Source organism: Paraburkholderia aspalathi, from assembly GCF_900116445.1.
GTDB classification, from domain to species: domain Bacteria; phylum Pseudomonadota; class Gammaproteobacteria; order Burkholderiales; family Burkholderiaceae; genus Paraburkholderia; species Paraburkholderia aspalathi.
In genome coordinates, this window is sequence record NZ_FPBH01000024.1 from 132157 (window position 1) to 145061 (window position 12905).

A 12905-nucleotide genomic window follows, 5' to 3' on the forward strand; every position below is an offset into this window, starting at 1 on the left:
AAGCTGGTTGAGCCGGAAAAACTGGTCGGGAAGTAAGAAGGGTGAAGTAGCCGACCAGTAACACCTCAGAGGAAAACAAACAATGACGGGTGATTCGCACCGGCCTGATACGGCAGCAGACCAGACGCGCCATGTAAAGGTTGCTCCGCTCCAGCCGCGCGCGGTCGCCCACCTGGATGATGATTCCGTGGTCCCGATTGCGCTGTACTGGCTGTGCTTTCTCGCATTCGTCGTGGGAATCGTCACGGGATTAGGGGCCGTTGTGTTCCGGGGTTTGATCGGATTTGTGCACAACGCGTTTTTTCTCGGTCATTTTTCGTTTCTGTACGACGCCAGCCACTTTACGCCGGCGGCGCCGTGGGGCGTGTGGGTGATTCTCGTGCCAGTCGTGGGAGGTGTCGCGGTTACCTGGATCGTGAGTACCTTCGCGCCGGAAGCCAAGGGGCACGGTGTACCGGAGGTCATGGATGCGATCTATTACAAACGCGGCGTGATCCGGCCGGTGGTGGCGGTTGTGAAGTCAATTGCATCGGCGCTGGCGATCGGTTCCGGTGCCGCAGTGGGGCGCGAGGGGCCGATTATCCAGATCGGCTCGGCCCTCGGATCGACCCTCGGTCAGCTCGTACGGATGACTGCCGGACAACGCATCACACTGGTGGCCGCAGGGGCTGGTGCAGGCATCGCGGCGACCTTCAACACTCCGATTGGTGGCGTGCTCTTCGCTACTGAACTGATGATGCCGGAGATTAGTGTCAACACATTCTTACCCGTAGCGATCGCAACCGGCACCGCGACCTTTATTGGTCGGCTCTTCTTTGGCGCGGCGCCCGCCTTCTTTGTCCCCGCGCAGCTGGGTGCGATTCCAAACCAGCCGGGCAGTGCGTTTACGCTGATTCTGTATGCGCTGCTCGGCGTCGTGGCGGGTTCGGCAGCCGCCCTGCTGATCCGTGCGCTGCATTGGGCCGAAGATGCGTTCGACCGGATACCGGGGCGTTACCAGCGCCACGCAGTCGGGATGCTGATTGTCGGGTTGACCATGTATCTGCTGTTTCGCTATGCGGGGCATTATTACGTCGAAGGTGTCGGCTATTCGACTATTCAGGCCACGCTCTATGGTCAATTGCAGGGTGGGGCATTCCTGCTGATGCTGGCGTTTTGCAAGACATTGGCAACGTCGGTCAGTCTCGGGTCGGGCTCATCGGGCGGGGTGTTCTCGCCGTCGCTCTTCATTGGTGCGACGCTCGGCGCGGCATTTTCGTCATTGGTTGCCATGACACTGCCTGGGGCTCCGGTCAGCGCGCCGGCGTTTGCGATGGTCGGCATGGGCGCGATGGTAGGGGGCGGCACGGGCGCCGCGATGACTGCTGTCGCGATGATCTTTGAGATGACGCGGGACTATGACATCGTGTTGCCGATGATCATCGCGGTGGCGTTCAGTCTTGGTGCGCGCCGGTTATTGTCGCCCGAAAGCATCTATACGCTCAAGCTCGTGCGGCGCGGTCATCAGATTCCAAATGCGCTTCACGCGAACATGTTTCTCGTCCAGAGCGCGGCTCAGGTGATGGAGACAGACGTTTTCGTGCTCGATGCGCAGGTACCTTTTCGCGACCTGCTTCCTCACTCGGAAGGACCGGCCTTCCGGCACGTTGTGGTCACGAAGCAGCATGAGATCTACGGCGTACTGCGCATCAACACTGGCTTGCGCCGCGCGGTCAGCCAGAGCGACTCAGAGATTACGCTTGGGGCACTGGCGCAGCGTAATTTTATTGTCGTGAAGGAGAACGATGTGGCGTTTGGTGTAATCACCCGGCTCCGCAAGCAGCGTGCGGTGATGGCAGTTGTCGTGGGGCGACATGAGGGACGAGGTCCGGCGCGCGTGCTCGGCGTGATTGCGAAAGAGCACATTGCGGATGCTGTGGCGAGTAGCATCACGATATTTCCGGGGTAGGCCGTCAGGCGCACTCCCCGGTAGTGGAGCGTCAAGTGAGACTGGGACATGGGCTGGATGCTGCCTGCAAACGCATCGGCAAAGTGCTTCACCTCGATGCCCTGAAAGGCTCGTCCACCAGGAGGGAGGCGGATCCTGAATGGGTGATCGTTTACCGGACGGCGCAGGGATTCTGCAGCGTCTATCGCGGGGTGGCTATCGATTTTGGCGAGATGCTCGACGTCCAGATCTGGGCTGAAGAGATGGACGTACAGACTTATTTCATCGGCCTCTGAACCGATCCCGCACACAAGTGTGCAGGGCGGAAGCATTCGCCGCCCCTTTCTGACGAGCAGGTTCGGGAAATAAGGGTCTATCTCCTCTGTTGAACCCTCAACGATAGACCAGGTCCGCTCGCCGATTCTGTGCCCACGATGCCTCGTCGTGGCCCAGAGCAATTGGTTTTTCTTTACCGAAACTAACGGCTTCCAGCTGGGAGTCGGGTACGCCAAGAGTCTCAAGGTCATGGAGCACAGCCTGTGAGCGCCTTTCGCCGAGCGCGAGGTTGTATTCACTCGTCCCGCGTTCGTCCGTGTTGCCCTGAATCAGCACATGACGGTTGGGGTGGCTTCTGAGGTATCGCGCATGGGCGTCAAGGAGCGGTTGATAGTCGCTCTTGACCGTATAGCTGTCGAAATCGAAGTAGACGCTACGCTTCGCGAGTGGTCCGTTTGGATTGTTGAGCTCGTCGACGACCACGGGTGCCACACTGGTTGGCTGGCTTGTCGCCGCGTTATTCTGGGCTGCGCCGCTCTGATTCAGCTTGGGCCCTGAATGACATCCCCCAAGCATTTCCACCAGCAGTGCCGCGATACAAAGTCCAGTTCTGGTCATGATGTGTCTCCTCTGATCGGAGGTGAAACCCCGTCCCCTTGGGAAATGCCGCAAGCGATCCAACGTGCGCGAGTGGCGACGTTCGGCACGGCAATGTTCAATTGATATAGAAGGCCTCTGGTCAGATTTCAAGTTTCTTTTGAAAAACGTCATGGAGACAGCGGTTGTTACTCGACGTGTTTCGATGGGCGGATATTCTTCGTTTCCAGCATCTCGGGATTCCCAGCATGAGCCTCTTAGATTGTCGTTCGAACGCCGCATTCGGTTCATCATGGCAGTTGCCGCAGCGACCGATGCTGCAGTCTCTACGTGGTAACACGTCAATTAACAGGTGCGTCTGCTGCAAACGGCCACGTCAGTATCTCCTGGTCGAATTTGAGGTTCGGTGAGGAGCCAGTCGTCGATAGCAGGTTGGTTGGCGCTATCTTTCAGCAGTTCGTCGTTGAGCGCATTACGCATCCCGAATTCCTCGGAGTCAGACGCGCTCCGGCGCGTGCCTTTCGACGACTCGAATCCAGGTGTTCTGGAGAGTCCTATCTGTATCGGCCCGTTTTGATCGACCACGTCTGCATCAGCGTCAATTCCCCGGAAAATTGCCATCAGGTCGATCACGATGATGGCGAGCGCAGCGACTAAAAGGATCACGCAGCACCATGGCGCGATGCTGGAAGGGGGGTACTTTTCAAACGTAGTGATGGGTCTCATCACGACTCCGGGTGCCCGAATGGCTTATGACATTGACTGCCTGCCAAACAGGTTAGGGTTGCTGGGCATAGCCTTCGACCTGCGCGATCCGTACGTGCCTTATTTTCGACATGACCTTGGCCATGCAGGTTCGCCGTCATTGAAAGATTTGGGGTGGATGAACGCCGCGCAATCCCGCCGGATTTGTCGACCAACAGAAGGGCTCTCGGCGTAGCCAGACGTCCGCCGCGAACGTCCCGGATTGCCAGAAGCGAAAGGAATGTGAAGTATTCGTTTCAATGAGCACGACCCCGAACAAACACCAGGACGTACCCCCTTATTAAGTCTCGCTTAAGGACGGTTGCTTACAGTGGGTCGTGGCTTTCGCATCGGGTTGACTGACGCGAACCTCCAGGCGTCCCTTGTCCTTTGGATAGGGACGACTTTGCGGGATCCGGTGTCCTCAGCCGGATCCGTTTTTTATTCTGGGGCCGGGCGGCCTGGCGTGTCGGCGATAGGACCGACCTGCATTTCTCACGGACCGCACCGGGAGCGATTATCTCGGGTATCAACGCGAGGGCGTTTCGGGACAGGTTGGAATTAATCTCCGCAATTGGCCGACGACCTTGCGCACACCCAGTCGAACTGCGCTGACTCCGGTCAGTGCGATGAAGGGGGAGTGTGATGAAGAAGATCATGATTGGGACGCTCGTTGTGGGCTTGGGTCTGTCACAGATCGGGTTCGCACAACCAGCGCTGAAAGTGCAGCCGGAAAAAATGAAATGTGAAGATTTCCTGTCGCTGGCTGACAATTACAAGCCCGCGTTGCTGTACTGGACGGCCGGCGTTGACCGGATGAACGTGAAAACGAATGACGTACTCGTGGTCGATGCAGCAGACCCGGTTGGGTTGGTTGTTGACGAATGCAGGAAGGACCCAAGGATCTCTTTCATGGGCAAGGTCCGGCAACTAACCAGGTCGGGGCGGCTCAATGTTCTGGAGCATGGCGATCACCGCTAGACCACTCTTAGACGTGACTGTGCGTTCACGGCTTGCGCTGCGAAACCTCACAAACGCGTGACCATCCCCGCGCTGATTGGCAGCCGTGTGTCCAGGATATTCGCGCGACCTCGATATGAGGCGCTGTCGGAACGCTACAGGCCTGAACAGCACCCCTGATCAGGCAGGCAGTCGGCTACTCGGGATAAGGATACGCATGGAAGGGATGCCTGCTGCGGGTCTGGCAGGTTCATTCCAGGCCCAGCGACTTCGTCCGATGTGGCTCTGTACCAACCGGTACTTGGTCTGTCAGACATTCCCTGCGAGGATTGCGTCCCAACGCCACCGAGAGTGACATATTCGGGACCAATAGTGGCTCAGGTCTGCGCCGGGCGCGTACCGCTTCGTGGCGGTGGGCCTGACTGTTTTCTCCTCCTGCCGAAACAACTTCCAGGTGTAGTCCTTGACGTGCGACAACGGAGATCCGAAACGTCCTGCTTTGAGACGCTCGGATGAGGCACACACCTTGTACATTGGGAGGTAAACTCCCGATTGGTTTGCAGGCCCCGACCTTTACGTTCTGTTTCCACTGCATGCGGGTTGCGGCTACCATTGACGTGGGTAGTGAGGTGTTGTCCAGTTGCTCCGCAACCTGACGTTCATTTTTATTAACGATCAGTCAAAGAACTTTAGCGGTTCCTCGCCTCGTTCCGGCTTATCCGGCGTAGTAAAAAGCCGCATGAAAGTTGCGACGGCTGATTACAAACCGTTCGTGTTAATTCCCTCGGGATGCGTGCCGTCTATTATCGATTTTCCCTCAGCGAAACCAGCTTGTTCCGCGGCTTCGGCGGTCAGCAGGTCGGCGACAGGATGAACAAAACTCACCCTCTGTGACGACCCATAGCGAACGTCGGCCATTGGGCGGGCGATGTACCCGGTATAGCCGAACGGTATGTTCGGCGGGTGGGGCGAGTACTCAGGAACGGCGAGGACACGGATCGTATAGCCGTTGTACTCGTCAAATTGCTCTTCTCCTTCAGCCATATCGGTCTCCGTCTCCATGGGCGTGGAATTTAGGTGCACCGTTCAATTCGAGATTCCGTCGCACCAGTGAATAGCCCATGCCTTCGCGCAAGAAATCGCATCGGCTACCTCAACGAACCGACCAATGTCACCCGATTCATGCGTTTCGACCCGGTCTTCGTCGCTCCCGGGCCTGCGAGTGATTCGGGCCCGCGCGATGTAACCTCCACCGTCATCAACGCTTCGCGCCCGGCAGTCGATGTGAAACCCCTTGTAATCGAACAGCATAGTCGATCCCCCGATATCGTTTTGTTAGCGCGCTTGCCGCGCAGGATAATATGAAGTATCTCCATACTGCTTCGACAGATAGTTGCGGAATTGTTTCCTCATCCGCGCGCATGGCAAATCAGGAGACGGATCTGTCTGGTCTCCTCGCGAATTTCCTGATCTCGGCGGCCGACACAGTCGATTATTTGTCAGGTTTACAAGACATCGGCGCTGCCTGCGGAGGAGCCGTGGGTACACTTATCGACATCGCTTGTCAGCGCGTACTGGCGTGTTCAGAACGGTCAGGCTCCTCCATTTTGTTTCATCGCAATGAGACCAGTTATGAACCGTTCACGGGTGCATCGGCATGCCCCTTTCATGTGAAGCAGGCGAACTGAGATATCGTCAACACGAGGTTCGTTGAATGGGGTGATACCGTGATTCTTGATGTTCCGCGGGACGGTATGTCCGGCGACCTGTTCCCGCCGTAGGCACCTGAAGCGCTTAATCGGCGCTTCCGCGGCCTCATGGACTATGTCGCCCCCAGAACATATTGTTGTGACGAAAAAACCGACTCAGGTTTTTTTCACGTAAGCGCTGCACCATCCCCTTGAATCGACCAGCTTGCCACCGTAGATTGGACACGGCCCAGTCGAGGCGCCCGGCTTGCCCTGATAGAGCTGACAATTGACACACGCCTGGCCAGCGACGTATTTGGGATATTTCGCTTTGTCCACTCTCGTCGCATCTCTTTTATAACCTAGCGCCTCAGCGGTTGGGTCGGTCTCGGAGACCGCCGTGGCGTCAGCGCGCGACTCGTCGGAAAGGAGCGTTGCTGAAGCCAGTGAGGCAGCAGTTATCATGAAACAGCGACGGGATATGTGCATAAAAACGCTACTTCTCGTGATTCACGACCCATTACCACCTGACACGTCGCGCCGCTGAAAACCTGCACCGTCTCTGAAGGTACGTAATCCCGCGTATCGTTATTGCGGTTGGGTATCATGACCAATCGATGGTCTCATTCGGGGTTAGAGGCCGTCACTAGTAACGCGCAGTTTTCGATTCTGCATTCCGTACTCTGACGTCGATGTAACGGGTAAGGGGGTCGCAACAGATCCGAGATTCCTCGCGATGATCCGCCACTGTGTATCGGGGGCGCCACCTCCAGGTTCGGCCAAACGAGAAACTACCTTCAGTTTATGTCATCTCATGATGAATTCAAGACAGCCGTCCTGAATGGGCTCGCAGCGAGCCCTATTGGACATATTGATCACATTGTGATAAGAAATAAAAGCGAGCCGTATCATGACTGGTTACACGGGATCGGTCCAGGTGAAATCGCAAGGATGAATTGCTCGGCCTGCGTACGTCCATGGCGATGTTGTGCTCCGCTCCGAATGCAAACCCTGTCATCGTCACAGAAGATGATAATGATAGCCCGTGCCGCGTTGCGTCGCAGTGCGAATGACGCGTTGCGCGAATTCTCCGGGGGGTGGGTCCGAATGGCTTTCCCGTGCGGTGGTGCAATACTGATCGAAGCAAGGAGCCACTATGCCGATCAGGTTTCAATCGCCCGCGACGCTCGACATCGTGATGCTCAGGACCTCGCCCGGTATCTGGTCAGTCTTGTGGGAAAGCGGTTTGATACGCGCGGGGTCATCCTCCATGACGAGGTGCCTCGCGTAATCAGCCGTCTCGAAGTGGCGATTTCGGACGAAAAGAGGCGGAGATCGTGCTCGAATCGCTGCAACACGCTCGCGAACGCGTTCGGAATCTGGCAGTGGACTTTCGCAACGGGCCTGGCCATTTCTCGACATGATGCGTGAAGCCAGCAAACATCATGCCGGACGGGTCCGGCAATGGCTACAGAGGGACGCGAGATGAAACGATGGATTAGATGGCGCGTGGTCGCAGCGGCTCTCGCTGCATGCGGCATCTGCGCATCAGCGCGGGCAGGCGGATACTCTAGCCTCCGACCGCAGCGTGTTGGGTCGGGGTCGTGTCAAAACGTGAATGGCAGTGAGCCCGTCGGGACATGGAGGGTGACGCCAGCCAACGCAGTGGCCGCCTGTTATCGCGCCGATATCCCGGTGACGGTTGTCGGTGCGTACGGTCACACGACGCTCGATATGCTACTGAGCGGACCATTCATTCTGGTGAGGTGGCCGAAGGGCTGCTGTCCCGAAAACGGGCGATGGCACACGGGAGACACGAGTCAAAGCCATACTGGCGAAAATCAGCATGTCATTTTTCTCTGGCCGGTACTGTAAGACAACCCGTCGATGGAAGGAGGAACCTGAAGGAAGCGTCGCCCGACCCGCCGACGCTCTTGCATCGGTGGTCAGGGCCGCGGAAGGTGGAGGGGGCGTGCCGGACCGATGCCGCTAGCAGCGTCAGGGTCCGTGACGAGTGCGGTTCCACCAGTGTTTGCCAGCCGCATATCGAAGAACCCGTTCACGGGTATGGTTTTGGGGATCCTGGGCGATGACGAAAAGAACGACCATCGCAAGCACTGCAGCCGAAATCCCGATCTGTACGAGAAGATCTATGATCATCTTAGCCTCCACGGTTGTACGCTCAATGAAGAGCTTCTAGCCGCCCGCGAACAGATCAGGATTCCTTTACCCAATGACGACTGTCTCGCGTCCGGGATGCAAAACCGGTCCGGCTATGTAGCACAGACGCCCGCGAACGTCGTGTCGATATTGCGCTTCGCCATCGCGGTGGCTATTTTCGGGGCATTTCCGCACCAAAGGAAAACCCGGCGTTTCGGGTCAAACAGACATTTTCGATGTAGCCCGGTGTTGTACTGCCGTCCGATGATAGTCACCGGTTGATAGGTCGCTCGAATGCCGATTCGACTCCATGCGAGACTGTCAGTTGGCAACCTTGAACAGGACACCGCAAGATACCCGGTCGAGCAGCGATGCGTGGTTTTCTCCGGTCCACCAACGCGCAAAAAGCCCATGCGGATGATGTCCAATGACGATCAGGTCAACTTTCAATGATTCCGCAAGGCGCGAAATCTGGTCAACCGCGCTTCCGACCGAATAATGTCCCGTTGCGGTTACGCCCCATGCCCGCAGCCAGTCAATACCCTCGCGCAGTGTCTCCCGTGCCACCTGTTCATCGACCTCGAATTTCATCGACGACAGAACGTCGAACCCGCTAGACCAGTCTGTGCAGTCGAAAATAGAGAGCAGATGGGTTTCCGCTTGCAACTGCTGCGCAAGAGCCGCACCGCAGCGCAGCGCGATCCGACCCTCCGGTGTGGCGTCATAACAGAGCAGGATCCGGTTGAACGGGGCCATGGTGGATTCCTTTGCCAACTTTCGCAGGATCGTCCGTTCGAGCGATTGAATCGGTCCGCCACGAAATTGTTCAGGTGAACATAGGCACGGCCTCGATCAGCACGAAACCCAGTAACGCGCCGACTGCCGCACCCAACAGCTTGGGGTGCCATTTTTGCAACTGCAACATGCTAAGCAGATCGCCAACCAGGATAGTGCCGAGGAGCGCAAACGCAATCAGCAGGTAGCTGATTTCAAAGTCGTTGTTGATGACCATTACGCCTCCTTTGCGTTACGTGAGACTGTGTCGCCAAAATCCTGATAAAAGTCGATTGCAATGCGACGAGGCCGCTTTCGCGTGTTCAGATTTCCTCGTATGGGTTACACCTTCGACGCCCTCTGCCGTGCTGATGCGAGCATTTGAATCAATTATATGTCACATCATGACATGTATGGTCAAACTTTCCTACGGCCTGCGTGTCACGGATCGGCGCAAAGGCGCCGGACGGCATGCGTGCTTCAGGAACGGATGATTGCGTGCGCATTGAACTCTCCCAACTTCCTGGGGCAACGTGGGGGCTCAATATTCGCCTGCATCCAATGTGCCCGGCGGCCGACCGCTGTCCATAGCAGAAGATGGAAGTGTCTTGCCATCACAGACACCGGCATCTTCTACACGTCCGGGATCAGTCGTTGTGCTGATCAGATGCGCGGGTTTGCCGCGAGTCAGTTCGACGATCGGGGGGATTCGCTCCGAACAGCGCCGAGAGGCTCATGGCGATCACACCAAGAACGATCAGACCGAAAAAGAAGAGACCCAGTGGAAATTGACGCCCATCGTCGTTTCCTGATGAGGCAGGATCGGCGCTCGTCTTATCCTGGATGTTGGTTACGGTAGCCGCAGGCCTCCTTCGGGAATTGTTCCCACGTCCGAGCACCACCCTGGTGGCAACAGCTAGAAAGTCATTCTGCGTTGCACCTGCCTCTACTGAAGTAAATAGGGAACGTATGTCACATAGTGATATTTTGTCACTGTCCGTCGATGGGGCCGATGTCTACAGCGCGAGGTTATATCCCCTGAAATAGAAGGTTTTCGTTCGATGTAACTTTATCCCGAGCATCTCTGCGCTGCCATATCGGCGAAACTACGCCTTCCCGTCCCGGATCTGTCTCTATTCCGGTCTACACGCTCTGCTATCCGGGCAACCCGCATTCGTCACGATATGTCGCTCGTTCCTCAACGGCAATGATTCGGATCGTCTGGCTGATTTGCCTGATTCGGCATGAATTGCGGGAGCGGGGCGGTTCAGATGCATGATGCAATCTGGTTGTCTTTTCAGTGGATCACGTCGGTCAACGCGAAGGGCTAAACTTTAAAAGTACCTAAACAATATAGGGCTGGGCGTCACTAGCACTGTAACCACGAACCCCAAGGCGGTTAAGCGAGGGAAGAACCTGCCCCCGCGGTCGCCCGACGGAATCGGAGAAGCGATTCAATTGCTGGTATATCGCCGAAACGGACGGCAGATCCCCAGGATGGGTTCCGCGTTTTCTTTGCGGACGCCACTGACGGACTAGAAGTCTGGCATCAACGCGCGATCAACGAGGTGAACACGAGGCCGCGATGCGCCTTGTGCTCCAGACTGAATCCGATTGCAGTGGATGTATCTTGACCGTATTTTTGGGAATATGACGGCCTACCGGTAACCGCAGGCTCGACCCATTACCAAAACACCGTCTGCCACGATCAGTCTTGTCGACAAACAAACTGATTACGCGGACAGGATTGGTATCCGATTAAGTAATCGTCGATACGCTCAGGAGGAGGGGGGGTCCCGTTCGACGGTCGCCTCGAACAAAGCGCTTCATCTGTTCACCCGTGACGTGGAATCACGATGACAGGCGTTCAACGCTTGGCGCGGTCGGGGGCGGGGGCGGAGCCATCGGACGAATCCGGCATATTTTGGCAGGCGCGCCGAGGTTGAAGAGTCGCCAGTTCCGAAGTTGCCAGTTGAATCTGCAAATTCAGGCGCGCTTTTCGCGGGCACATTTCATGTGACGGGCTTCGACTCAACATGATCAAAGGGCCGTTCCGGATTATCAGGTGTTACACCCAGCAGGCTCATGGTTTTTGCGGCGATATCGGAAAACACCGGTCCCGCCACCGCCCCGCCGAAATGCGAACCGTGTTGTGGGCGGTCGATCGAGACCGCGATGACAACGCGCGGTTGTGTTGCCGGCACAATGCCGACGAACGAGGCCCGATATTGACTGCGATCGTATCCATGAGCCGTCCATCGGTAGGCCGTACCGGTTTTGCCAGCCGCAGTGTAACCAGGCACTGCGGCCTGAGGCGCCGTCCCGTCCTCTGAAACAACCGATTCAAGCATGTCCAGCACTTGAGCAGCGACATGCGGCGAGTAAACGCGCTTGCCAAGAAGGCTGCCATCGCGTCGCACAGCGATGGTAGCGGGCACGAAGACTCCCTTATTGCCGAATACGGTGTACATCTGTGCAAGTTGCAACAGCGACGCGGACAGACCGTAGCCGTAAGACATTGTGGCCTGTTCGACACGCCGCCAGTGTTGATACGGCCGCAGCGTTCCGCCGGCAGCGCCCGGCAGTCCTGCGCGCGGCGGATGGCCGAGACCAACCGCGTGGAAATTGCTCCACATATCGCGTGGTTGCATGAGCAGTGCGATTTTGCTCGTGCCTACGTTGCTCGACTTCTGCACGACACCGCTCACGGTCAGTGTGCCGAAGTTCTTGTCGTCGTGAATCGTGACGCCGTCGAGCCGCAGCCGGCCCCCGTTGGTTGGCACAACGGAGCGCGGTGAAACGTAGTTGCGCTGGAGCGCCAGTGAGATCGTGATGGGCTTCATTACCGAACCAGGTTCGAATACATCGGTCACCGCGTGATTGCGTATTGCTTCACCGGTTCTCTTTCCAAGGAGGTTTGGATCGAAACTCGGCCAGTTGGCCATGGCGAGAATCTCACCCGTATGAACATCCAGCACGATTGCCGATCCTGATTGGGTGTCGGTTCGCTGGACGGCATCATGTAACGCACGAAACGTTGCGTATTGAATGGGCTGGTCGATGGAGAGGTTCACGTCTTTGCCGGCGACCGGCCGCACCAGGGCCAACGTCTCGATGACCTGACCGTGAGCATTGCGCAGCACGCGCCGGCTGCCGTCGATCCCCGTCAACCACCGATTGTCGATTTTTTCGATACCTTCCAACCCTTTGCCGTCGATACCCGTGAAGCCTGTGACATGTGCCGCAATATTGCCTTCCGGGTAGTACCGGCGATAACCTGGTTGGGCGTAGACCCCCGGCACGTCAAGTCCCAACGCGCGTTGCGCGACGCTCAACGGCACCTGGCGTTTAAGGTACGCGAATGATCGGCGAGAAGCGGCGATCGCATTGATACGCGCTGCGTCGAGATTCAATGCGCTTGCCAACGCTTTAGCTTGAGTGTCGGAAAGCGGCTTGGCACCCAGCGCGTCCATCCATAACGTGCGGGTGGGCAGGCTGAGCGCCAGCGGTCTCCCGTTACGATCGAGGATGCGCCCGCGCGAAGCATGAATGGCGAATTCACGAACCTGCCTCGCCTCACCCTGCTTCTGATAAAACTCATCGTTGATACCTTGCACCCATGCCGCCCGCGCCGCAAGCACGAGAAAGCCCAGAGTGAACACCGCGCCCATCGCGCGGGAGCGCCATCGGGGCATGGTGCGAGATCTGATTGGGCGGGAGGAAAACTGCAAGGGCGCTGAACGCTGGCGCGTTGGGTTATTTTCGGAGAGGCGGCTTGC

Annotated in this window: 12 protein-coding genes and 1 pseudogene; 6 read left to right on the forward strand and 7 right to left on the reverse strand. The window is 57.3% G+C overall.

Annotated elements, in window-relative coordinates; genetic code table 11:
* Positions 1-82 precede the first annotated feature (82 nt).
* Both BM438_RS30665 and BM438_RS30670 read left to right on the forward strand, forming a co-directional pair.
* Positions 83-1948, forward strand: coding sequence for a chloride channel protein (locus BM438_RS30665; RefSeq protein WP_093642460.1), 1866 nt, complete (start codon positions 83-85; stop codon positions 1946-1948).
* 35 nt (positions 1949-1983) lie between these two features.
* A complete protein-coding gene (locus BM438_RS30670; RefSeq protein ID WP_093642463.1) occupies positions 1984-2223 on the forward strand; it encodes a hypothetical protein in 240 nt (79 codons plus the stop codon).
* 97 nt (positions 2224-2320) lie between these two features.
* On the opposite strand, the gene pal is transcribed toward BM438_RS30670, so the two are convergent.
* Together pal and BM438_RS30680 are read right to left on the reverse strand one after the other, a co-directional pair.
* Positions 2321-2824: a peptidoglycan-associated lipoprotein Pal gene (gene pal, locus BM438_RS30675; RefSeq protein WP_425270753.1), complete on the reverse strand. Its 504-nt coding sequence runs from the start codon at positions 2822-2824 to the stop codon at positions 2321-2323.
* Positions 2825-3145: 321 nt separating this feature from the next.
* Positions 3146-3526, reverse strand: a complete 381-nt coding sequence (locus tag BM438_RS30680; RefSeq protein WP_093642467.1) for a hypothetical protein — start codon at positions 3524-3526, stop codon at positions 3146-3148.
* Positions 3527-4189: 663 nt separating this feature from the next.
* Here BM438_RS30680 and BM438_RS30685 point away from each other — a divergent pair.
* Positions 4190-4525, forward strand: a complete 336-nt coding sequence (locus BM438_RS30685) for an HdeA/HdeB family chaperone (protein WP_093642470.1) — start codon at positions 4190-4192, stop codon at positions 4523-4525.
* 738 nt (positions 4526-5263) lie between these two features.
* On the opposite strand, the gene BM438_RS30690 is transcribed toward BM438_RS30685, so the two are convergent.
* Entirely contained in the window at positions 5264-5548 is a 285-nt protein-coding gene (locus BM438_RS30690; protein ID WP_143131788.1) for a hypothetical protein, read from the reverse strand.
* A 317-nt stretch (positions 5549-5865) separates the two neighbouring features.
* On the opposite strand from BM438_RS30690, the gene BM438_RS45020 reads away from it, so the two are divergent.
* Positions 5866-6192 carry a hypothetical protein gene (locus tag BM438_RS45020; RefSeq protein WP_143131789.1) on the forward strand — a complete coding sequence of 109 codons (327 nt, stop codon included), beginning with the start codon at positions 5866-5868 and terminating at the stop codon, positions 6190-6192.
* A 177-nt stretch (positions 6193-6369) separates the two neighbouring features.
* On the opposite strand, the gene BM438_RS30700 is transcribed toward BM438_RS45020, so the two are convergent.
* Entirely contained in the window at positions 6370-6681 is a 312-nt protein-coding gene (locus BM438_RS30700; RefSeq protein ID WP_093642479.1) for a high-potential iron-sulfur protein, read from the reverse strand.
* 667 nt (positions 6682-7348) lie between these two features.
* On the opposite strand from BM438_RS30700, the pseudogene BM438_RS47075 reads away from it, so the two are divergent.
* Together BM438_RS47075 and BM438_RS30715 are read left to right on the forward strand one after the other, a co-directional pair.
* Positions 7349-7681 (forward strand): annotated as a pseudogene (locus BM438_RS47075) (DUF1840 domain-containing protein).
* Positions 7682-8199: 518 nt separating this feature from the next.
* Positions 8200-8634 (forward strand): hypothetical protein, encoded by a 435-nt coding sequence (locus BM438_RS30715; protein WP_143131790.1) that lies wholly within the window; start codon positions 8200-8202, stop codon positions 8632-8634.
* A 39-nt stretch (positions 8635-8673) separates the two neighbouring features.
* Here BM438_RS30715 and BM438_RS30720 read toward each other — a convergent pair whose 3' ends face one another.
* The 3 genes from BM438_RS30720 to BM438_RS30730 all read right to left on the reverse strand — a co-directional run bounded on the left by BM438_RS30720 (position 8674) and on the right by BM438_RS30730 (position 12797).
* On the reverse strand, positions 8674-9108 hold the full coding sequence (locus BM438_RS30720; protein WP_093642488.1) for a universal stress protein: 435 nt from the start codon (positions 9106-9108) through the stop codon (positions 8674-8676).
* A gap of 70 nt (positions 9109-9178) precedes the next feature.
* Positions 9179-9364: a hypothetical protein gene (locus BM438_RS30725; RefSeq protein ID WP_093642491.1), complete on the reverse strand. Its 186-nt coding sequence runs from the start codon at positions 9362-9364 to the stop codon at positions 9179-9181.
* A gap of 1774 nt (positions 9365-11138) precedes the next feature.
* A complete protein-coding gene (locus BM438_RS30730; RefSeq protein WP_093642494.1) occupies positions 11139-12797 on the reverse strand; it encodes a peptidoglycan D,D-transpeptidase FtsI family protein in 1659 nt (552 codons plus the stop codon).
* Positions 12798-12905 lie beyond the last annotated feature (108 nt).

Bases quoted from the DNA above. Each gene is read 5' to 3' on its own strand.
- BM438_RS30730 (WP_093642494.1), bottom strand. From the start codon at position 12,797: ATGGGCGCGGTGTTCACTCTGGGCTTTCTCGTGCTTGCGGCGCGGGCG.
- BM438_RS30685 (WP_093642470.1), top strand. From the start codon at position 4,190: ATGAAGAAGATCATGATTGGGACGCTCGTTGTGGGCTTGGGTCTGTCA.
- BM438_RS30700 (WP_093642479.1), bottom strand. From the start codon at position 6,681: ATGCACATATCCCGTCGCTGTTTCATGATAACTGCTGCCTCACTGGCT.
- BM438_RS30680 (WP_093642467.1), bottom strand. From the start codon at position 3,526: ATGAGACCCATCACTACGTTTGAAAAGTACCCCCCTTCCAGCATCGCG.
- BM438_RS30720 (WP_093642488.1), bottom strand. From the start codon at position 9,108: ATGGCCCCGTTCAACCGGATCCTGCTCTGTTATGACGCCACACCGGAG.
- BM438_RS30665 (WP_093642460.1), top strand. From the start codon at position 83: ATGACGGGTGATTCGCACCGGCCTGATACGGCAGCAGACCAGACGCGC.
- BM438_RS45020 (WP_143131789.1), top strand. From the start codon at position 5,866: ATGAAGTATCTCCATACTGCTTCGACAGATAGTTGCGGAATTGTTTCC.
- BM438_RS30725 (WP_093642491.1), bottom strand. From the start codon at position 9,364: ATGGTCATCAACAACGACTTTGAAATCAGCTACCTGCTGATTGCGTTT.
- BM438_RS30690 (WP_143131788.1), bottom strand. From the start codon at position 5,548: ATGGCTGAAGGAGAAGAGCAATTTGACGAGTACAACGGCTATACGATC.